This window comes from Microbacterium sp. G2-16M (assembly GCF_055809115.1).
The window spans coordinates 3,366,966-3,385,448 of the sequence record NZ_CM147897.1; the positions used below are offsets into that span (position 1 = coordinate 3,366,966).

The 18,483-nt window shown below is 72.6% G+C and carries 15 protein-coding genes; 9 read left to right on the top strand and 6 right to left on the bottom strand.

The features are described 5' to 3' along the window. The first annotated feature begins 9 nt into the window (after window positions 1-9). The 6 genes from AC0L6F_RS15880 (at window position 10) to AC0L6F_RS15905 (ending at window position 9,198) form a co-directional block, all read left to right on the top strand. A complete protein-coding gene (locus AC0L6F_RS15880; protein WP_473538623.1) occupies window positions 10-780 on the top strand; it encodes an enoyl-CoA hydratase/isomerase family protein in 771 nt (256 codons plus the stop codon). A gap of 64 nt (window positions 781-844) precedes the next feature. Then, the gene (locus tag AC0L6F_RS15885) at window positions 845-1,492 is read left to right on the top strand and encodes a TetR/AcrR family transcriptional regulator (protein WP_473538624.1); all 648 of its coding nucleotides are present in this window, start codon (window positions 845-847) and stop codon (window positions 1,490-1,492) included. A gap of 2 nt (window positions 1,493-1,494) precedes the next feature. Next, complete coding sequence (locus tag AC0L6F_RS15890) at window positions 1,495-3,228, top strand: ABC transporter ATP-binding protein (protein WP_473538625.1); 1,734 nt, start codon at window positions 1,495-1,497, stop codon at window positions 3,226-3,228. Next, window positions 3,225-5,273, top strand: a complete 2,049-nt coding sequence (locus AC0L6F_RS15895; RefSeq protein ID WP_473538626.1) for an ABC transporter ATP-binding protein — start codon at window positions 3,225-3,227, stop codon at window positions 5,271-5,273. The genes AC0L6F_RS15890 and AC0L6F_RS15895 overlap by 4 nt, the downstream gene beginning before the upstream one ends. Before the next feature lie 56 nt (window positions 5,274-5,329). Beyond that, window positions 5,330-6,241, top strand: a complete 912-nt coding sequence (locus AC0L6F_RS15900; RefSeq protein WP_473538627.1) for a PP2C family protein-serine/threonine phosphatase — start codon at window positions 5,330-5,332, stop codon at window positions 6,239-6,241. Between the two features lie 230 nt (window positions 6,242-6,471). After that, window positions 6,472-9,198, top strand: a complete 2,727-nt coding sequence (locus tag AC0L6F_RS15905) for an FtsK/SpoIIIE domain-containing protein (protein ID WP_473538628.1) — start codon at window positions 6,472-6,474, stop codon at window positions 9,196-9,198. 166 nt (window positions 9,199-9,364) lie between these two features. Here AC0L6F_RS15905 and ald read toward each other — a convergent pair whose 3' ends face one another. Both ald and AC0L6F_RS15915 read right to left on the bottom strand, forming a co-directional pair. Next, a complete protein-coding gene (gene ald, locus AC0L6F_RS15910) occupies window positions 9,365-10,480 on the bottom strand; it encodes an alanine dehydrogenase (RefSeq protein WP_473538629.1) in 1,116 nt (371 codons plus the stop codon). Window positions 10,481-10,533: 53 nt separating this feature from the next. Next, window positions 10,534-11,523, bottom strand: coding sequence for an asparaginase (locus tag AC0L6F_RS15915; protein ID WP_473538630.1), 990 nt, complete (start codon window positions 11,521-11,523; stop codon window positions 10,534-10,536). A 73-nt stretch (window positions 11,524-11,596) separates the two neighbouring features. Between AC0L6F_RS15915 and AC0L6F_RS15920 the strand changes: the two genes are divergently transcribed. Beyond that, the gene (locus tag AC0L6F_RS15920; protein ID WP_473538632.1) at window positions 11,597-12,091 is read left to right on the top strand and encodes an OsmC family protein; all 495 of its coding nucleotides are present in this window, start codon (window positions 11,597-11,599) and stop codon (window positions 12,089-12,091) included. On the opposite strand, the gene AC0L6F_RS15925 is transcribed toward AC0L6F_RS15920, so the two are convergent. Continuing rightward, window positions 12,060-12,833 carry a lysophospholipid acyltransferase family protein gene (locus AC0L6F_RS15925; RefSeq protein ID WP_274637511.1) on the bottom strand — a complete coding sequence of 258 codons (774 nt, stop codon included), beginning with the start codon at window positions 12,831-12,833 and terminating at the stop codon, window positions 12,060-12,062. The two genes, AC0L6F_RS15920 and AC0L6F_RS15925, sit on opposite strands and share 32 nt — an antisense overlap. A 133-nt stretch (window positions 12,834-12,966) precedes the next feature. Between AC0L6F_RS15925 and AC0L6F_RS15930 the strand changes: the two genes are divergently transcribed. Both AC0L6F_RS15930 and dxr read left to right on the top strand, forming a co-directional pair. Next, a complete protein-coding gene (locus AC0L6F_RS15930; RefSeq protein WP_473538633.1) occupies window positions 12,967-13,911 on the top strand; it encodes an FKBP-type peptidyl-prolyl cis-trans isomerase in 945 nt (314 codons plus the stop codon). A gap of 43 nt (window positions 13,912-13,954) precedes the next feature. Further along, the gene (gene dxr, locus AC0L6F_RS15935; RefSeq protein WP_473538634.1) at window positions 13,955-15,037 is read left to right on the top strand and encodes a 1-deoxy-D-xylulose-5-phosphate reductoisomerase; all 1,083 of its coding nucleotides are present in this window, start codon (window positions 13,955-13,957) and stop codon (window positions 15,035-15,037) included. A 50-nt stretch (window positions 15,038-15,087) separates the two neighbouring features. Here dxr and AC0L6F_RS15940 read toward each other — a convergent pair whose 3' ends face one another. The 3 genes from AC0L6F_RS15940 to AC0L6F_RS15950 form a co-directional block, all read right to left on the bottom strand. Beyond that, window positions 15,088-16,737 carry a Mur ligase family protein gene (locus AC0L6F_RS15940; RefSeq protein WP_473538636.1) on the bottom strand — a complete coding sequence of 550 codons (1,650 nt, stop codon included), beginning with the start codon at window positions 16,735-16,737 and terminating at the stop codon, window positions 15,088-15,090. A 171-nt stretch (window positions 16,738-16,908) separates the two neighbouring features. Then, the gene (locus AC0L6F_RS15945; RefSeq protein WP_473538637.1) at window positions 16,909-17,592 is read right to left on the bottom strand and encodes a DUF1775 domain-containing protein; all 684 of its coding nucleotides are present in this window, start codon (window positions 17,590-17,592) and stop codon (window positions 16,909-16,911) included. A gap of 250 nt (window positions 17,593-17,842) precedes the next feature. After that, the gene (locus AC0L6F_RS15950; RefSeq protein WP_473538638.1) at window positions 17,843-18,454 is read right to left on the bottom strand and encodes a hypothetical protein; all 612 of its coding nucleotides are present in this window, start codon (window positions 18,452-18,454) and stop codon (window positions 17,843-17,845) included. Between the last annotated feature and the right edge of the window lie 29 nt (window positions 18,455-18,483).

Below are 18,483 nucleotides of genomic sequence, written 5' to 3' on the forward strand. Positions count from 1 at the left end.
GAGCAGCCGATGATCGATCTGACCGTGGACGGCGACATCGCCGAGATCGTGCTGAACGCCCCGGACCGGCTCAATGCCCTGGACGAGGACGCGCTGCGCGAGCTCGACGCCGCCTACGCCGATGCCGAGCAGGCGGGGGTGCGCGCGCTGTTCCTGCGCGGCGAGGGACGCGCCTTCTGCGCCGGGCGGGACATCGCCGGCGTCGATCCGGCCACCGACGACGTGCCCGGGTACCTCGACACCCTGCTGACCCCGCTGCTGCGGCGGATGGCATCCTTCCCCGCGCCCACATTCGCCGCCGCGCAGGGCGCCTGCCTGGGGGTCGGGCTCGGGCTGCTGATCGCCACCGACGTCGTCTACGTCGCCGACACCGCCAAGATCGGCTCGCCGTTCGCGGCGCTCGGCGCCCTGCTCGACTCGGGCGGGCACGCCCTGTTCGCCGACCGGCTCGGCCCGCACAAGACGCTCGACCTGATCTACACCGGCCGGCTGATGACCGGGGAGGAGGCGGTGGCATCCGGGCTGTTCTCGCAGGTGTTCCCCGCCGATCGGGTGCAGGAGGCGGCATCCGCCGCCGCCCGCGCGACCGCCGCGGGCGCCACCGCGGCGTTCCTGGCGAGCAAGACCATCGTCGGGCGCCTGCGCGATGAGCGCATGCTGCTGTGGGAGACCATGACACGGGAAGCCCACGCGCAGGCCCAGCTGGCCCAGACGGCCGACTATCGCGAGGGGTTCGCCGCGTTCCAGCAGAAGCGGCCGCCGGTCTTCCGCGGGCACTGACCGTTCGCCCAGAGCGCACGCGCGCGCATTGCGGAGTGAGTCCTCACTCATTAGTGTCATCTGCGTGCCATCCACCGCCGTGTCCGATGCCGAGCGCTCCGACGCCGAGCCGGCCGAGAGCATCCCGACCGAGACGCGCACGCGCGCCGAGCCGATGGCACCGGACCGCCGTCGCGCGATGATCGCCGAGCAGGCCGTGCCGCTGTTCCTCGAGCACGGGGCCGCGCTGACCACGCGTCAGCTGGCCGAGCAGCTCGGCATCGCCGAGGGCACGATCTTCCGGGCGTTCGGCGACAAGGAGTCCCTCGTGCGCGCGGCGGTCGAGGCGTTCTTCGAGCAGGGGCGGGCGCGGATGCTGGAAGGGCTGGTCGATCCGGCATTGCCGATCGAAGAGAAGGTGGCGGCCCTCGTGAGCGGCACCCGCACCTGGACGAGCCGGATGATGCGGATGCTGTCGCTGATCAACCGGGACGAGATCGGGCAGTTCCTGTCCCGACCGGGCGACGACGCCTACCGCACGGCGATCGCCGCGGTGTTCGCGCCCGAGGCCGACGAGCTGACCATCAGTCCCGATCGGCTGGGTGGCATCGTCCGCCTCGCCGGAATGGCGGCCAACGCCGCGCGCTTCGACGACGACGGCGGACTCACCGACGACGAGCTCGTCCGCTTCATCCTCTACGGCATCGCGGGCCGTCCCCGCGGAAGGGAATGATCGTGCTGGGCAGACTCCTCGTGCGCTATCTGCGGCCGGCGTGGCCGCTGATCATCGGCGTCCTCGTGTTCCAGATCGCGCAGTCGCTCGCGTCGCTGTGGCTGCCCACGCTGCAGGCCGACATCATCGACGACGGCGTGCTCACCGGCGACATCGGCTTCATCTGGCGCACCGGCGGCGTCATGCTCGCCATCAGCTTCGTGCAGATCCTGTGCGCGATCGCCGCCGTCTACTTCGGCTCGCGACTGGCGATGGGGATGGGGCGCGACCTGCGCGACGACCAGTTCCACCGCGTGGTCGCCTTCTCGCAGCGCGAGGTCGGCCAGTACGGCGCGCCCTCGCTGATCACGCGGAACACGAACGACGTGCAGCAGGTGCAGATGCTGGTGCAGATGTCGGCGACCCTGATGGTCTCGGCGCCGATCCTGGCGATCGGGGGCGTCATCTTCGCGATCCGCCAGGATGTCGGACTGTCCTGGCTGATGGCGGTCTCGGTCCCGGTGCTGCTGGTGATCGTCTCGCTGATCGTCGTGCGCATGGTTCCCGCGTTCCGGGCCATGCAGCGCCGCATCGACCGGATCAACCAGGTGCTGCGCGAGCAGCTGACCGGCATCCGGGTGGTCCGGGCCTTCGTGCGCGAGCGCGAGGAGCGCGCCCGGTTCGAGAAGGGCAGCGCCGACGTGATGGAGTCGGCCGTGCGCGCCGGCAACCTGATGGCCATCATGTTCCCGGCCGTCACCATCGTGCTGAACGTCTCCAGCGCCGCCGTGATCTGGTTCGGCGCCTCCCAGGTGCAGGACGGGAACGCCCAGATCGGCACGCTGTTCGCGTTCCTGACCTACATGATGCAGATCCTCATGGGCGTGATGATGGCGACGTTCATGTTCGTGATGATCCCGCGCGCCGCGGTGTGCGCGAACCGGATCGGCGAGGTGCTGGACACGGTGCCGTCCGTCATGGCGCCGCACCGGCCCGCGGCCCTGCCCGCCCCGGTCGGCCGCGTCGTCTTCGACCGCGTCGACTTCGCCTACCCGGGCGCGCAGGAGGCCGTCCTCCACGACATCTCGTTCACGGTCGAGCCGGGCACCACCACGGCGATCATCGGGTCCACCGGATCGGGCAAGACCACGCTGGCCGGTCTCGTGCCCCGTCTGTTCGACGTCACCGCCGGGGCGGTGACCGTGGACGGCGTGGACGTGCGCGACTACGACCCGGACGAGCTGTGGAAGCGCATCGGGCTCGTCCAGCAGCGCGCCTTCCTGTTCTCCGGGACGATCGCCTCCAACCTCCGCTACGGCGATGCCGCCGCCACCGACGACGAGCTGTGGGAGGCGCTGGAGATCGCGCAGGCGAAGGCGTTCGTCAGCGGCATGCCCGAGCGGCTCGCGGCCCCGATCGCGCAGGGCGGCACGAACGTGTCCGGCGGCCAGCGTCAGCGGCTCTCGATCGCGCGCGCCCTCGTGCACCGCCCCGAGATCTACATCTTCGACGACTCGTTCTCGGCGCTCGATCTGAGCACCGATGCCGCACTGCGGCATGCCCTGGACGAACGGCTGCCCGATGCCACCCGCATCGTGGTCGCACAGCGCGTGTCCACGATCCAGCACGCCGACCAGATCGTCGTGCTCGAGCACGGACGTGTGGTCGGCCTGGGCACGCACGACGAACTCGCCGAATCCAACGACACCTACCGCGAGATCGTGGAGTCCCAGCTCTCGGCACAGGAGGCAGCATGAGCGGCACCCAGCAGCAGCGCCGGCCGATGGGCGGCCCGGGGCGCCCCGGGATGGGCGCCCCGGTGCAGAAGCCGCAGAACTTCGGCCGGAGCGCGAAGCGGCTGCTCGGGATGCTGCGCCCGGACGCGCTGTGGATCGCGCTGGTCGTCCTGTTCGGCGTGGTCAGCGTCGCCCTCAGCGTCGTGGGTCCGAAGCTGCTCGGCCAGGCCACCAACGTCGTGGTCGCGGGCTTCGTCTCGATGCAGTTCAAGGACCTGCCGGCCGGCGTGACCAAGGCGCAGATCATCCAGCAGATGGACGCGTCCGGGCAGGGGCAGCTGGCCGACATGCTGCGCGGGATGGAGTTCACCCCGGGCGCCGGCATCGACTTCGCCCGGCTGGGATCCCTGATCATGACGGTGCTGGCCATCTACATCATCTCGGCCGTGTTCATGTGGCTGCAGGGCCGCATCCTGAACATCGTCGTCCAGCGCGCGATGCACCGCATCCGCATGCTCGTCGAGGACAAGATCCACCGGCTGCCGCTGTCGTACTACGACCGGATGCAGCGCGGTGAGCTGCTCAGCCGCGTCACCAACGACGTCGACAACATCGGGCAGACGCTGCAGCAGTCGATGTCTCAGGTCGTCATCTCGCTGCTGACCGTGGTCGGCGTGCTGATCATGATGTTCCTGATCTCGCCCCTGCTGGCCGTGATCGCCCTGGTGACCATCCCGCTGACGATCATCATCACGGTCCTGGTCGCCCGCCGCTCGCAGAAGCTGTTCATCGCGCAGTGGGCGGCCACCGGCGTGCTCAACGCCCGGGTCGAGGAGACCTTCTCCGGACACGCGATCGTGAAGGTCTTCGGGCACCAGAAGGATGTCGAGGCCGATTTTCGTCGCGAGAACGACGCCGTGTTCCGCGCGAGCTTCGGCGCCCAGTTCGTGTCCGGCATCATCATGCCCGCGATGATGTTCATCGGGAACCTGGTGTACGTGGCGATCGCCGTCGTCGGCGGGCTGCAGATCGCCAGCGGACTCATCTCGATCGGCGACGTGCAGGCGTTCATCCAGTACTCCCGGCAGTTCACCCAGCCGCTGAGCCAGCTGGGCTCGATGGCCAACCTGCTGCAGTCGGGCGTGGCCAGCGCGGAGCGCGTGTTCGAGCTGATCGACGAGTCCGAGCAGACGCCGGACGCCGATCCGGCCGACACGGCGCCGGACGACGCCAGCCACCTCGCGTTCGACGACGTCGCGTTCCGCTACCTGCCGGACACGCCGCTGATCGACGGGCTGAGCCTGTCGGCCGAACCCGGCAGCACCGTCGCGATCGTGGGTCCGACCGGCGCGGGCAAGACCACGCTGGTGAACCTCATCATGCGGTTCTACGACGTCGACTCCGGGCGCATCCTCCTGGACGGCGTGGACACGCGCGGCATGACCCGTGCCGATCTGCGCGCTCGCACCGGCATGGTGCTGCAGGACACCTGGCTGTTCGCCGGGACGATCCGCGAGAACATCGCGTACGGCCGGCCCGAGGCATCCGAGCAGGAGATCGTGGATGCTGCGACCGCCGCCTACGTGGATCGCTTCGTGCACGCCCTGCCCGACGGCTACGACACGGTGCTGGACGACGAGGCCACCAACCTGTCGGCGGGGGAGCGGCAGCTGATCACCATCGCCCGGGCGTTCCTGGCCGACCCGCGGATCCTCATCCTGGACGAGGCGACGAGTTCGGTCGACACCCGCACGGAGCTGCTGATCCAGCGGGCCATGTCGCGGCTGCGCGTGGACCGGACCTCGTTCGTGATCGCGCACCGGCTGTCCACCATCCGCGATGCCGACCTGATCCTCGTGATGGAGCAGGGCAGCATCGTCGAGCAGGGCACGCACGACGAGCTGCTGGCCGCGAAGGGCGCGTACTGGCGGCTGTACAACGCGCAGTTCGAGGCCCCGGTCGTCGACACCGGCGCCCCGCCGGTCCCGGCGACCGTCGGCGGGCCGCCGTCCGGCGCGATGACGGCGCTCGCGGAGGAGCCGGAGGGTGCGGAGGGTGTCAACTAGTATGTGAACGTCGCCGACGCCCTCGGCGGTCCACCCCCACCCCTGGAGGACACGGCGTGCCCGACGTGCGCACACGAACGCGAACGGTTCCACTGTCCGGTGGATCCGTCGTCCTGGCCTGGGCGGCGGTGACCGATGTCGGTCGGCGACGCGAGGCGAATCAGGACGCCCTCCTGGCCGAATACCCGCTGTTCGTCGTGGCCGACGGCATGGGCGGGCACATCGGGGGTGAGATCGCCAGCACCAGCACGATCGACCGGCTGCGCCCGGTCGCCGAGTCCGGTGCCGTCTCGCCCAAGGCGATCGAGAAGGCGCTGAGCCGGGCGGTCAAGGACATCGCCGGCCACCCCGGCTCGACCGACGACGGCACCGGCACCACCGTGACCGGCGTCTACCTCGAGGTGTCCGGCGACGACCCGCACTGGGTCACGCTGAACATCGGCGACTCGCGGGTCTACCTGCAGCGCGACGGCCAGGTGATCCAGATCACCACCGACCACTCCGTCGTGCAGGAGCTGATCGCGGCCGGTCGGCTGAGCCCGGAAGAGGCCGAGAACCACCCGTACGGCAACGTCATCACCCGAGCCGTCGGCCCGAGCGATTCGGTGAAGCCCGACTACGTGCGCCTGGACCTGGTCGACGGCGACCGCTTCGTCATCTGCTCGGACGGGCTCACCAAGGAGCTGACCGACTACGGCATCCAGCACTTCCTCGGCGAGCACGCCGATGCCGGCGAGGCCGTCTCGGCGATGCTCGAGGCCGCGCTGGAGAACGGCGGACGCGACAACATCTCGATCATCGTGCTCGACGTCGCCGTGCACCGCGCGGGCGACCAGCCCGATGCGGACACGGATGTCGACGAGGACACCGAGACCGGGGCCCGCGTGGACGACGAGGACACCGTGGCCGAGCCGGACGATGAGGACACCGGGGCCGAGGACGTCGATTCCTCCCCAGACAACCGCTGAGCACGATCCGTCCACAGATCGCGCCTGCGCCGGCTTCCGGGCGTGCCCGCCGCGCTTGACTGGGCGGCATGCGCCGTTGCCGAGCACACCCCGCGGTCCCTCCCGGACATCCTGAACCGCCGCCCGTCGGGGCGGACCCGCTCGGCGGCGACGCCGTCGCCCTCCGACTGCCGTCCCCGACGCCGCCCGCGCGCCGAAGCAGCATCCCGCTGGTCGCCTCGGCCGTCCCCGTGCTCGGCGCGCTCATGCTGTGGGCGGTCACCGGAACCACGACCATGCTCTGGTTCGCCGCGCTCGGCCCGCTGATCGCGGTGGGATCGCTCGCCGACGCCGCCCGCGGGGCGAGGCGGGATCGGCGACGTGCGCACAGGGATGCCGCCGCCGCCCGCGCGCGGGTGGCCACGGCGGTGACGGCCCGCCATGACGCGGAGCGCATCGCGCTGTGGACCCGGCATCCGGACGTGCGGCGGCTGCTCGGCGACGGGGACGACCGGGACATCTGGCGCCCGGCCTCCGGGCGTGGGGAGGTGCTCGTCGTCGGCCGCGGACCGGCCCCCAGCGCCGTCCGGGTGGAGGGCGGCGACGACGACCCCGACGGCGTGGCCCTGCGCCGGAACGCGGGGCGGCTGGACGACGCCCCGGTGACCGTGCCTACGTCCCGGGGTGTCGCGGTGGCCGGCCCCGACCCCCTCGCACGCGCGGTCCAGCGCGCCCTCGTCCTGCAGCTGTGCCTGGCGCTGCCGCCGGACCGGCTGCGGATCACGGATCTGCTCGACGACGCCGATCCCGAGGTGGCCTGGGTGCGGCGACTCCCGCACCATGCCCCACCGCAGGGCTCCGGCGCACAGCCGGCGTCCGACGGCCGACGGCCTCACGCGGTGGTGGTGTGCGGCGCGACCGCGCCCGCCGGGGCGGCCTCGGTCGCCCGCACGGGGCTCGAGGCCGCCGCGCCGCCGGCCTGCGGGGCGGTGCTCACCCTCACCGGCATCGATCGCGGGCGGGTGGTGCAGGACGGCGACGCGACCGACGTGCAGGTCGAGGGGCTCGGCCTCGAACAGGCCGTGCTGCTGGCGGGCGGACTGGCCGAGCGGGCCGAGGAGATGTACGGGCGGTCCGGGCCGGACGCCCCGGTGCAGCTGGCCGAGCTGCTCACCCGCGCGGACCGTGCGGAGGAGGGCGGGCTGTCGGCCGTGCTCGGCACGGCGCAGGGCGCCCGGTTCGCCGTCGACCTGGTGGCCGACGGGCCGCACGCAGTGGTGGCCGGGGTGACCGGCTCGGGCAAGAGCGAGCTGCTGACGACCTGGGTGACGGCGCTGTGCGCCTCGTACCGCACCGACGAGGTCGCGTTCCTGCTCGCCGACTTCAAGGGCGGGACGGCGTTCGACGCGCTGGCCGGGCTGCCGCATGTCACCGGCGTCATCACCGATCTGGATGCCGGCGGCGCCCGCCGCGCCCTGCAGAGCCTGCGCGCCGAGCTGCGCCGGCGCGAGGCTGAGATCGTGCGGGTCGGCGGCCGCGAGGTCGGCGACACCGATCTGCCCCGACTGGTGATCGTGGTCGACGAGTTCGCGGCGCTGTCGGCCAGTCATCCCGAGCTGCAGGAGCTGTTCGTCGACATCGCCGCCCGCGGGCGCGCGTTGGGAATGCATCTGGTGCTGGGCACGCAGCGTGCGGCGGGCACGTTCCGCGAGGCGCTGCTGGCGAACTGCCCGCTGCGGATCAGCCTGCGCGTCACCGACGCGGCCGACAGCCGGCTGCTGCTGGGCACAGACGATGCCGCGACGCTGTCCGGCGCACCGGCGCACCGGGGCATCGCGCTGATCCGTCGTGCCGCCGATGCCGCACCATGCGCGGTGCGGGTCGCGCGCACGTCCCCGCGGCTCATCGCCGCGACCGCGGCGTCCGGCCGCGGCGACCGCCCGCGACCGCCGTGGCTGCCGCCGCTGCCGTCGCGGCTGTCGCTGGCCGAGGCATCCGCCGCCGTGGTCGAGGGCATCGTGCTCGGGATCGCGGACGAACCGGACCGGCAGCGGCAGGTGCCGGTGGTGCTGGCCGAGACCGAGCGCGGCCTGTGCGCGATCGGCACGGCCGGATCGGGGCGGACGACTCTGCTGGCCACCATCGCCGGGCAGGCCGCCGCGGCGATCTGGATCCCCGCGCAGCCCGAGGCCGCGTGGGACGCGGTCGCCGAGCTCGCCGACCGACCGCCCGGCCCCGGCACCGTCGTCATGGTGGACGACGTCGACGCGCTGCTCGCACAGTATCCGCTGGACTACGCGCAGGCGCTCGGCGAGCGGCTGGAGCGGATCACGCACGCGTGCGGGGCGACCGGGGCCCGGATCGTGCTGTCCGCGCAGCGACTGAGCGGGATGACGGCCCGGCTGGCGGATCTGATCCCGCGACGCGTGCTGCTGGCCGCCGGCGGTCGCGCCGATTTCGTCGCCGCCGGGGGCGCCCCGGGCGACTACGAGGACCGGATGCCGTCGGGTCGGGCCGTCGTCGACGGGCGGCGGATGCAGATCGCGCTGCCGGCGACCGCGGTGCCGCGCGGGCAGGCCGAGACCCCGCTGTGGACGCCGTGCGCCGGGCTCACCGGCATCGTGGCCCGCTCCGGTCCCGGCCGGCGGCTGCTGGCGTCGGTCGCCGACGCCGCGGGGGCCGCGGTGCTCGAGGTGGACGACCTCTCGTCGCTGCCGGCCGCGCCCCGGGCGCACACCATCGTCATCGGCGACGCCGAGCAGTGGCAGCGGGGCTGGCGGGTGCTGCATGCGATCCGCGGCGAGCACGATCTGCTGATCGACGCGTCGTGCGGCCCGGACTATCGGCTGCTCACCGGAGACCGCACGCTGCCGCCGTACTGCGTGCCGGGGCGGGGCCGGGCATGGCTCCTGCGCGCCGGCGCCGCTCCCGTCCGGGTCCGGATCGAGGCGCCTCATCCCGACGCGCCCCGCCCCTGACCGCCCCTCCCCGCCCGGCTCGGCGCGGCCGGACCGGCGGGGTCGAGCCGGCGCGGCCGGACCGCCGGGGTCGAGCCGGCGCGGCCGGACCGCCGGGGCCGAGCCGGGGCAGCGGTCAGGCGAGGGCAGCGGTCAGGCGAGGGCAGCGGTCAGGCGAGGGCAGCGGTCAGGCGAGGGCGTCTGCGGTGGGGACCGCGGCGAGATCGTGCGCGGCCGCGACCCCGGCGTTGGCCACCCGGCCGTGCACGGTGTTCAGACCGGCGGCCAGGGCGGCGTCCGCGCGCATCGCGTCCCGCCAGCCGTGGCGCGCGATCTGGCGGATGTAGGGCAGAGTGGCGTTCGTCAGCGCCGACGTGGAGGTGTTGGGGACTGCCCCGGGCATGTTGGCGACGCAGTAGAACACGGTCTCGTGCACGCCGAACGTGGGGTCGTCGTGCGTGGTGGGATGCGTGTCGGCGAAGCATCCACCCTGGTCCACGGCGATGTCCACCAGCACCGACCCCGACCGCATCCGCGCGACCATCTCGTTCGTGACCAGCTTGGGCGCCTTCGAACCGGGGATCAGCACCGAGCCGATCACGAGGTCCGAGTCCACGACCGCATGGTCCAGGTCCAGCGGGTTGGATGCGGCGGTCTTCACCCGACCCTGGAAATGGTCGTCGAGCTGGCGCAGGCGCTGCACGTTCGTGTCGAACACCGTGACGTCGGCGCCGAGCCCGGCCGCGATCACCGCCGAGTTCGCGCCGGCCACGCCGCCGCCGATGATGGTGACCCGGCTCGGCCGGGTGCCGGGCACACCCGACATGAGCAGTCCGCGTCCCCCGGACGAGCGCATCAGCGTGTGTGCGCCCACCATCGGCGCCAGCCGGCCGGCGACCTCGCTCATCGGGGCCAGCAGGGGCAGCCCGCCGCCGGGCAGCTGCACCGTCTCGTAGGCGATCGCGGTGACGCCGTCGGCGAGCAGCCGGTCGGTCAGCGGGCGGTCGGCGGCCAGGTGCAGGTAGGTGAACAGCACGAGGTCGTCGCGGAAGCGGCCGTACTCGTCGGCGATCGGCTCCTTGACCTTCAGCAGCAGCTCGGCGCGAGCCCAGACCTCGTCCGGGTCGTCGAGCAGAGTCGCTCCGGCATCCGCATATTCCGCATCCGGCATGGACGACCCTTCGCCCGCGCCGCGCTGCACGAACACCTCGTGGCCGGCCGCGGCCAGGTCGTGCACGCCGGCCGGGGTCAGGGCGACCCGGTACTCGTTGTTCTTCACCTCGGTCGGGACGCTGATCCTCATCGGGGTTCCTCTCCACTCCACGGGGGAGCCGGTCGCACTCTTGTGGAGCTCGGCTAGAACGCGGGGCGGATGGCCCCGACGTCCCGACCGCCGCCGGTGACGGCCAGCGGAAGCTGTGACATGACGGCGGCAACCGCCGCCGAATCCAGGGCGCCCTCGAGCTCGAGCAGGCGCAGGGCGACGGCGGTGCCGGCGCGGCTCGAACCGTCGAGCATCTTGAGCGCCACGGTGGTCCCGTCCTGTGCGACCATCACCTGGACCCCCTCGGCGCCGCCCTTGGAGAACACGCCGAGGCGCTCGGTGACGATGGTGTCCGGCTGACCCGGTCCGGCGATGGTCCAGGGGTTCTCGCGCACGGCCTGCACCAGGGCGCCGGCGTTGCGGTGCAGCGCGAACGGCGAGCTCGCCGACGACGTCCCGACGCGATGGATGGCCTTGGCAAGGCCATCCAGTGTGACGGCGAACACCGGCGCACTGCAGCCGTCGATCGCGGTCGCGGCCACGCGCATGCCGGTCAGCCGTTCGACGAGCTCGCGGATCTGCAGCTGCAGCGGATGCTGCGGGTCGAGGTATCCCTCGGTCTCCCAGCCGGCGGTGCGGCAGGCCAGCAGCATGGCCGCGTGCTTCCCGGAGCAGTTCATCCGGATGCGGGACGGCGCGGCGCCGTCGCGCAGCAGTTCGTCCCGGGTGGCACGGTCGCCGGGCCAGGCGGGCGGGCATCCGAGGTCGTCCTCGCGCAGCTCGGCGGCGGCGAGGATGTCGCGCACGACCGCCACGTGGCGGTCGGTGCCGGTGTGGCTGGCCGTGGCCAGCGCCAGGCGCTCGCCGTCCAGCGGGGCGCCGACGCCGAGGCAGGCCAGTGCCTGGATCGGCTTGAGCGTGGAGCGCGGCAGGATCAGCGCGGACGGGTCGCCGTGCTCGCGGATCGGCTCTCCGTCCGGCCCCAGCACGATCGCGCTTCCGCTGTGCCGGGACTCGACGAAGCCGCTGCGTTCGATGACGGCGAGTTCGACGGCGGCGGTGACGGCGAAGGTGTCGGACACGTCCTCAGCCTACCGCCGCCGCCCGCCCCGCCTCAGCGGAGCCGGGTTCGCCTGCACGTGTCAGACTGGCCTCATGCTGGGAGAGCACCGCTACGCGCTGCGCGCCGTCTGGACCGGGAACCGGGGCGCCGGCACCACCGGCTATCGCGACTACGACCGGCTGGTCACCGTGTCCTCGACCGGCAAGCCCGACATCCTCGCCTCGGCGGACAAGCCGTTCCGGGGCGATCCGGCCCGCTGGAACCCGGAGGACATGCTGCTGGCCGCCCTGTCGGAGTGCCACCTGCTGTCGTACCTGCACGCCTGCGTGCAGGCCGGCGTCGTCGTGGTCCGGTACGAGGACGATGCCACCGGCACGATGCAGGAGGACGGCCGGGGCGGTGGCGCGTTCACCGAGGTGGTGCTGCGCCCCCAGGTGACGGTGGCCGAGGCATCCATGCTCGAGGCCGCGACCGCGGCGCACCACCAGGCGCACGAGTGGTGCTTCATCGCGAATTCGGTGAACTTCCCGGTGCGGGTCGAGCCCGAGATGCGGGTCAGCGGCGCTCGTGCGGAAGAGCCTGCCTGATCCGCTCGATCGGGGTGGCGGCCGGCACCTCGTTGTAGGCGTTGGCCAGCTCCTGCCCGGACAGCGCGTGGATGGCGGCCATGATCTCGTCCGTGGCCTGGCGTCGCGCCCGGCCGGACGAGGCCGGCCCGTGCGCGGACACGTCGATCGGCGTGCCGAACTTCACCGTGACCCGGGGGCGCAGCCGAGGAAATCTCGCCCCCACCGGCATCGCCTCGTTCGTGCCGATCAGTCCGACCGGCACGACCGGCGCCCCGGTCTCCAGCGCGAGGAACGCGACACCCGTGCGCCCCTTGTACAGCCGCCCGTCCAGCGACCGGGTGCCCTCCGGGTAGAGTGCGACCGCCTCACCGGTCTCGAGCAGCTGCTTCTGCTGCTCCAGTGCCTCCAGCGCGGCCTGCCCGGCGCCGCGACGCACGGGGGTGGCGCCCAGCGACGTGAAGAACGTCTTCGCGAACCAGCCCGAGACGCCCTTGCCGCCGAAGTAGCTCGCCTTCGCGAGGAACCGGACATTGCGCGGGGAGGCGACGGGAATCGCGACCGAGTCGATGAACGACAGGTGGTTGCTGGCGAAGATCACCGGTCCGGTCCGGGGCACGTTCTCGCGACCAGAGATCCGCGGGCGGTACACGGTGCGTGCCAGCGGCGTCAGCAGGAAGCGGCCGAGGGCGTAGGCGAATCCGACGGTGGAGGATGACGGAGCCGTCGTCTCCTCGGATGCGGGCGTCTCCGGTTCTGTCACTCATCGAGGGTACTGCCGTTTTCATTCCGTGCCGGGCATGGTCCGGTCAGGTCCTGCACCGGCCGTTCACAGCCACGTCTTGAGAAAGTGCGCGAAGATGGGTGCTTCGCCCCCGAAACCCCTGAGGAATTCTGTGCGCACCCGCCCCATCATCGCTCTGTCCGCCGTCGCCCTCGCCGCGCTCGCTCTCGTCGGCTGCTCCTCGCAGCCCGAGCCGAAGGCCAGCTCGACTGCGACGGCCGCCGCGGATCTGTGTACCGCGAAGGTCGCGCCCGGCGACAGCTCCGACGCCGTCAAGGTCACCGGCGACGTCGGCAAAGAGGCCAAGGCCAGCTTCACGAAGCCGCTGAAGATCTCCACCCTGCAGAGCAGCGTGGTCGCCGAGGGCTCCGGTGACAAGGTGAAGTCCGGCGAGCTGGTCAAGTTCGCCCTCACCGAGTTCAACGCCGAGACCGGCGCCAAGAACGGCTCGATCGGCCAGGCGGAGGATTCCCTGCTGCCGCAGCAGATCACCGGCGACAGCATCCTCGGCCAGGTGCTGGGCTGCGCCACGATCGGCACGCGGGTGGTGGCCACGATCCCCGGCGACGAGTCCACCGCGGCCAGCGTCGACGTCGTCGACGTGCTCGACGTCGTGCCGAACGCCGCCTGGGGCAGCGACGTGGCACCGAAGGACGGATTCCCGACGGTGAAGCTCGCCGCCGACGGCACGCCCTCGGTGACCCTCCCCAAGACCGACGCGCCGACGAAGTTCGCCACCGAGACGCTGAAGAAGGGCGACGGCACGAAGGTCGTCAAGGGCGACGCCGTGCTCGTGCAGTACTACGGGGTCTCGTGGAACACCGGCAAGGTCTTCGACAAGAGCTGGGGAGCCCAGCCTTTCCAGTTCCAGGTCGGCCAGGGCGTCGTCCAGGGGTTCAGCGACGCGGTCACCGGTGCCACGGTCGGCTCGCAGGTGCTCGCCGAGCTGCCGCCGTCGGTCGCGTACGGCGAGGGCAAGGTCAACGACAAGGATCTCAAGGGCCAGACCCTCGTGTTCGTGATCGACATCCTCGGCGTGCAGCACGCCGCGCAGTAGCACTGCGCCGACGGCCCACTCCCGGCCGGAATAGGCTGACGGGATGCGTCGCGTCCTCATCCTCGGGTCCACCGGTTCGATCGGCACGCAGGCGCTGGACGTGATCCGCTCCCAGCCCCGGCGCTTCGAAGTGGTGGGGCTGGCGGCCGGGTCGCAGCGTGCCGTCCTGGCCGCGCAGGCCGCCGAGTTCGGCGTCGAGCACACCGCGCTCGGCGCCGTCGAGGCGGAGCAGCTGGTGCGGGATGTGGAGGCCGATGTCGTCCTGAACGGCATCACCGGCTCGGTCGGGCTCGGGCCCACCCTGGCGGCGCTGCAGGCGGGCCGGACGCTGGCGCTGGCGAACAAGGAGTCCCTCATCGTCGGCGGCGCGCTGGTGGCAGCGCTGGCCGAGCCCGGGCAGATCGTGCCGGTCGACTCCGAGCACTCCGCGATCGCCCAGGCCCTGCGCGCCGGTTCCCGCGACGAGGTGCGCCGGCTGGTGCTGACCGCGTCCGGCGGGCCGTTCCGCGGACGATCCCGGGCCTGGATGCACGACGTCACCCCGGCTCAGGCGCTCGCCCACCCCACCTGGGACATGGGCCGGGTGGTCACCACCAACTCGGCGACCCTGGTCAACAAGGGGCTGGAGGTCATCGAGGCGCACCTGCTGTTCGACGTGCCGTACGACCGGATCGAGGTCACCGTGCATCCGCAGTCCATCGTGCACTCGATGGTCGAGTTCGTCGACGGCTCGACCATCGCCCAGGCCTCGCCGCCGGACATGCGACTGCCGATCTCGCTCGGCCTGGACTGGCCGCACCGGGTGGCCGGCGTCGGTCGCCCGCTGGACTGGACGACCGCGTCGTCCTGGACCTTCGAGCCGCTGGATGACGAGGCGTTCCCGGCGGTCGCGCTCGCCAAGCGCGCAGGCATGGCCGGCGGCACCTACCCGGCCGTGTTCAACGCCGCCAACGAGCAGGCGGTGGGCGCCTTCCACGAGCGGCGCCTTCCGTTCCTGGGCATCGTGGACACCGTGCGCCGCGTGGTCGAGGCGCACGACGCGCCGGCCGAGCTGAGCCGCGAATCGCTCGACGAGGCCCAGCGGTGGGCACGGGAGAAGGCCGATCGGCTGATCGCGGCCGCCTGAGCCGCACCGATCCCGCCCTGCCGCTCAGACAAGGGGCGCGGCGGCCGGGGTCAGGCCGGGCGCTCGGGATCGGACGGCGGGGTGGAATCGGCCGGGTACGGCACCGGCCACGCCGGATCGGGCACCGGCCAGCCGGCATCCCGCAGTGCCCGCCGGGCGAGCTCCCGAGCGGAGTAGGGGGCGCGGCGGCCGCGGATGTCGCGGTAGTCCTGGTGTCCGGGCCCCGCCCAGAGGATCGCGTCGCCGTCGCCCACGAGCGCCACAGCCGCGCGGATCGCACGCTCCGGCGGCGAGAACTCGTGGATCTCGGCATCCGGGCGTGCACGCCGTGCGCCTTCGATCAGGGTGGCGCGGATGCTGTCCGGCTCCTCGAACCGGGGGTGGTGATCGGTGATCACCAGGATGTCGCTGCCCTCCACCGCGGTGCGGCCCATTTCGTGGCGCTTGGTCGCATCCCGGTCGCCGTCGGCGCCGAACAGCATCAGCACCCGGCCCGGTGTGACCCGGCGCACCGCGGCCAGCGTCTTCTCGAACGCATCCGGCGAATGCCCGAAGTCGACGTAGACGGCAGGGCCGTCGGGGCCGGAGACCAGCTGGGTGCGGCCCGGCAGGTACGCCGCGATGCGCCCGCCGTCCAGGGCTGCGACCAGCTCGTCCCAGGCGTAGCCGGCCTCGAGGATCATCACGATCGCCAGGCCCGCGTTGGCGGCCATGTGCCGGCCGATCGTGGGCACCACGGTGGTCAGCGACCGTCCGTCTGCACCGCGCAGCGTGAAGACCGTGCCGTCCTGCCGCTCTTCGACGATCTCGACCGTCCAGTCGGCGGATGCCGTGGGATCGGCCGCGATCGCCGGGGTGATGATCGTGCTGGCCGGCACCTCGCAGCGGGCGAGGACGTCGGCCCCGGCCGGGGAGTCCAGGCAGATCACCGCGTGCCGTGCGCGCGCGGCGGTGAACAGCGGGACCTTCGCCTCGAAGTACTCCTGCATGTCGGCGTAGTCATCGAGGTGGTCGTGCGAGAGGTTGGTGAACCCGGCCACGTCGAACACCAGCCCGTCCACCCGGTGGCGGCTCAGCGCCTGGGCGCTGACCTCGACCGCCACCGCCTGCACGCCGCGCTCGCGCATCAGGGCCAGCAGCGCGTGGAACTCGGATGCCTCGGGGGTGGTCAGCCGCGAGACGACGACCTGGCCGGCGATGTGGCGCTCGGCGGTCGACGACAGGCCGGTCACGACGCCCAGCTGTCCGAGGATCCCCTCCAGCAGGTGCGAGACGCTGGTCTTCCCGTTCGTGCCGGTGGTGCCCAGCAGCAGGGGAAGGTCGTCGTCCGCGCCGGTGCCGTACACCCACGCCGACAGCTCGCCGAGCAGCGCCCGCGGGTCGTCCACCACGATCACCGGCAGTCCCGCGTCGGCAGCGAGCTCGGCGCCGACGGCGTCCGTGATCACGGCCACCGCGCCCTTCTCTGCGGCGGTGGCGGCGTATTCCGCCCCGTGCCGGTTGGCGCCCTGGATCGCGACGAACGCCTCACCGGCGCGCAGATCGGCGGTGGCGAGCGTGATGCCGGTCAATGCGGCGTCGTCGATCCGGCCGTGCACGGCGACGCCGAAGCGATCGGCGAGCTCGGCCAGCGCACGCACGGGCGGGTGCTCGGGGCGGAGGACGGGCGGGAGGCTGGCGGGGGCTGAAGCGCTGGACATGGCTGGTCCATCATCTCATCCGGCCGCGGCCGGTTCGGTCGCGGCGCGAGCGCCTGGAGAGGCCCCGTCGGGCGTGCAGTGAGCGGGTCGAGACCGCGATCGCGCGTGGTCCCGACCCGCTGCGCTGCGCTCAGCTGAATGCGCTCAGCTGTATGCGCTCGGGCGCCCGGATCAGCCGTCCGAGCGGCCGCGGCGCCGGGTGGCGGCGACGATCGCCACGACGAGCGCGATGACGCCGGCAGCGAGTCCGCCGGCGCCCAGCCAGCGGGCGACCGGGTCGGCCTCCGGCGCGGCGTCGGCCGCGGCATCCGTCGTCGACGAGCCGTGGCCGTCCGAAGCCTGGGCGGCCTTCGGGCCGACGGTGACCGCCGGCGCCGGGTGATCCAGATCCTCGGCGGTCTGGCCCTTCTCCGGCACCTCGCTCCACGAGGTGGAGCCGGTCACGCACTTCTGCACGACCGGGAACCGGATCGTCTCGCCCTGCGCGGACGAATCGAACAGCACCTCCATCGACACCGAGGCGGCCAGCCCGGTCTCGATCGGGGTGTCGGCCGTGTATGTGACCGTGGTGGGCACGCCGTTGTCACCGAGGGTGCGCTGGATGCTCCAGCCGCCCTCGACGACCGGGGTGACGTTGCCCACGCCATCGGGGACGGTGACCACCAGGGCGGTCGTGGGGGAGTCGTCGCAGCCGTGGTGGAACGAGAACGTCAGCGGCGTGGTGCCGCCGGCCGGGGCGGCGTCCGGGCCGACTTCGACGTGTGCGGATGCGGCCATCGGGACGGCGAGTGCCAGCAGGGCGCCGGCGGTCAGGCCGATCGCCAGGCGGGCGGGGTGGGAGGTGAAACGGGTCATCGAGATCTCTTTCGTCGGTCGCGGATGCGACACGGATGGGATGCGCGCGGCCGCGGGACTCCGCGCGGACGGCGTGCGCAGGAGATGCATGCGCCGCGAACGATGTGCCGACGGTATGGCGGCTGCCGTGCGGAGGCATTGCGGACGCACGATCGCGCCGCGCCGACGGCGTGTGCACGCCGGAGCGTGTCCGCACGCCTCCGCGGCGGTGCCGCGCAGAGATGGCGGCCGCGCAGATATGGGTGTCAGCTCACGCGGCCAGCGGCGGTCCGCGCCCGGCCACCACCGGCGCGCGGCGCGAGCGCAGCACGGGGAGGTCGGGAAGCACGTCGCCGATGCGCCGGCGCACCTCGGGACGCCAGGGGGCGATCACCAGCAGAGGGACCAGCCGCCGGATGCCGCGGCCGAGGGCGCGCAGCATCCGCTCGCCGCGCCACAGCAGCGCGAAGGTGACCAGCGCGGCGGCGAGGTGCGCGAGGATCATCGGCGATCCCGGCGACATGTCGTGCGATCCCGCGCCGTGCAGGGTGGTCATCGTCATGGTCGTGTGCGCGGCGGCGTGGCCGACCATGCCGGGTGCCGCCGTGTACGTCACGGCGCCGGGGTCGGCGAACAGCGCGAACGCGAGATGGAAGACGCCCTGGGCGGCGGCGACCGCCGCGGCCGTGCGCACCGCCGAGCCGCGGCGGCCGACCAGGGCCACCGCGAGCGGAGCCGCCAGGATTACCGCGATCCCCACCAGCAGCGGCGACGGGGCTCCGCCGCCGGCGAACGTGTGCGCGGTGGCCGCGACCAGGGCGGTCACCAGCGCCGCCGTCACGCCGCGCACGGCGCGTGCGCTGCGAGAGGGGGCGGCATCCACACCCCCAGCGTAGGGCGTGTACGGCTGGT

Excerpts from the sequence above, each read along its gene's own strand:
- AC0L6F_RS15895 (WP_473538626.1), top strand. The coding sequence starts at position 3,225 with ATGAGCGGCACCCAGCAGCAGCGCCGGCCGATGGGCGGCCCGGGGCGC.
- AC0L6F_RS15880 (WP_473538623.1), top strand. The coding sequence starts at position 10 with ATGATCGATCTGACCGTGGACGGCGACATCGCCGAGATCGTGCTGAAC.
- AC0L6F_RS15945 (WP_473538637.1), bottom strand. The coding sequence starts at position 17,592 with ATGACCCGTTTCACCTCCCACCCCGCCCGCCTGGCGATCGGCCTGACC.
- dxr (WP_473538634.1), top strand. The coding sequence starts at position 13,955 with ATGCGTCGCGTCCTCATCCTCGGGTCCACCGGTTCGATCGGCACGCAG.
- ald (WP_473538629.1), bottom strand. The coding sequence starts at position 10,480 with ATGAGGATCAGCGTCCCGACCGAGGTGAAGAACAACGAGTACCGGGTC.
- AC0L6F_RS15920 (WP_473538632.1), top strand. The coding sequence starts at position 11,597 with ATGCTGGGAGAGCACCGCTACGCGCTGCGCGCCGTCTGGACCGGGAAC.
- AC0L6F_RS15940 (WP_473538636.1), bottom strand. The coding sequence starts at position 16,737 with ATGTCCAGCGCTTCAGCCCCCGCCAGCCTCCCGCCCGTCCTCCGCCCC.